This is a genomic window from Streptomyces sp. NPDC006265, assembly GCF_040613555.1.
Lineage (GTDB): Bacteria > Actinomycetota > Actinomycetes > Streptomycetales > Streptomycetaceae > Streptomyces.
The window spans coordinates 1-1,496 of record NZ_JBEXSH010001379.1 but is presented as its reverse complement, the minus strand read 5'-3'; the positions used below and the strand labels follow the sequence as shown (position 1 = coordinate 1,496).

Annotated in this window: 2 protein-coding genes and 1 pseudogene; 2 read left to right on the top strand and 1 reads right to left on the bottom strand. The window is 71.5% G+C overall.

From position 1 onward, the window contains the following. Nucleotides 1-10 precede the first annotated feature (10 nt). Nucleotides 11-523, top strand: coding sequence for a hypothetical protein (locus tag ABZ281_RS49070; RefSeq protein ID WP_356665309.1), 513 nt, complete (start codon nucleotides 11-13; stop codon nucleotides 521-523). Here ABZ281_RS49070 and ABZ281_RS49065 read toward each other — a convergent pair. Continuing rightward, nucleotides 504-827 (bottom strand): hypothetical protein, encoded by a 324-nt coding sequence (locus tag ABZ281_RS49065; RefSeq protein WP_356665307.1) that lies wholly within the window; start codon nucleotides 825-827, stop codon nucleotides 504-506. The genes ABZ281_RS49070 and ABZ281_RS49065 overlap by 20 nt on opposite strands. 544 nt (nucleotides 828-1,371) lie before the next feature. Between ABZ281_RS49065 and ABZ281_RS49060 the strand changes: the two are divergent. Then, nucleotides 1,372-1,496: pseudogene (locus tag ABZ281_RS49060) on the top strand (fructosamine kinase); the annotation flags it as partial.

The following is a 1,496-nucleotide window of genomic DNA, read 5'->3' as shown; positions in this document are numbered from 1 at the left end:
GGTCACCGACATGTCCCTGCTGGGCATCTACCTCAACGCCCATCTCGCCGGTGCCACCGCCGGGACCGCGCGGGTGCGCCACCTGCTGCGCTCGTGCGGTGGCTCGGCGCTCGGCGGCGCGCTGGCCCCGGTCGCCGCCGGGATCGCCGAGTACCGGACGAGCCTGCTTCACATCATGCGGCGCCTGGACGTCTCGGTGCGCCGCTACAAGGTCTACGAGGGCCGCGCCGCCGAGCAGGTGGGGCGGCTGAAGAGCAACGGCAGCCTGGTACGCCGGCCCCCGCTGAGCACCCTGTGGGAGCTGGCGGCGCTGGCGCTGGGGGTGGAGGGCACGTTGGCGGGCTGGAAGACGCTCCACGTTCTGACCGCCACGGACACACGTCTCGACCGACGACAGCTCGACGACCTCATCGAACGCGCCCGGCGGCAGCACGCCACGCTGGAGGCTGCGCCACAAACAGGTCCAGGTCGCCTTCCGCGGGCCCTGAGAGACAGGGCCCGGCTCACCAGAACCTGCTGCTGAGGGCGGGCTGATGGTCCAGTTGCACGGCGTCGCGCAGCCGCAGCGCGATGCTGATGGTGGCACGCAGGGCGGACGGACGGACGCTCTGGGCGGTCTCGGTGGCGAGGACCAGCAGGCAGGCCGCCGCCTGCTCGACGACCGAGACGGGCAGGGTGAAGTCGTTGTCGGCGGCCGTGCGGAACGCCTTCAGGGGGATCGCGGCGCCGTCGATGGCCCGGTGCGCGGCCTGCTCCAGGTGCTGTGCGGCCTGTTCGCACACGGGGGCGGGCAGGGCGATGGTGCGCTGGAACGATGAACTCGTCATGACCCCACTGCTTCCCCGGCGATGGCCGGTTCTGTCGGCCGGTGGCGGGATTTCACCGCCCTGCGTGACCGGCGCGTGGCGAATGTCCGGGAATCGCAACCGCCCTCGGCAACGACCGCTACACCGCGCAGGAGATCCACACGTTCCTGGAGGACTTCGACGGGGAGCAAGGCCCCGGCGACTTCGCCCGCAAGTACGGCATCTCGCCGCAGCTCAAGGAGAAGGTCGCCGACAACCCGGAGTTCGACGTCCTGCCGCGGCGCAGAACACCCCGGCGTCCATCGACATCGGCCCGGTCACCACGGCCCAGTGCGCGCGGGTCGGCTGGGCGACGGTCAGCACGTACCGCGCGTCGGCGACGGAGGGGCCGTGGCGCGGGTCGAAGAATGGAACGGCGGCTCCGACAAGGCCGACTTCACCGCGTACGTCGGCCTCGACGCCACGCGCCCATCCAGTTGCTCGACGTGGACTGCGGGTCCGAGGGCTGAGCAGCCGTCGTCGTACTCTGGGTGCCGGTCGGGCACGGCGCTGAAAAGGAGTACGGATGACCCCCCGTGCGGAGGTCGTGGCCCGGCACACCGGCCGGGCCGTCAGGAATGAGAGGCCGCTGTCGGAAGCTGTCGCCGAAGTCGCCCTCGACGACGGACGGGTCGTGGTCGCCAAGCGGTC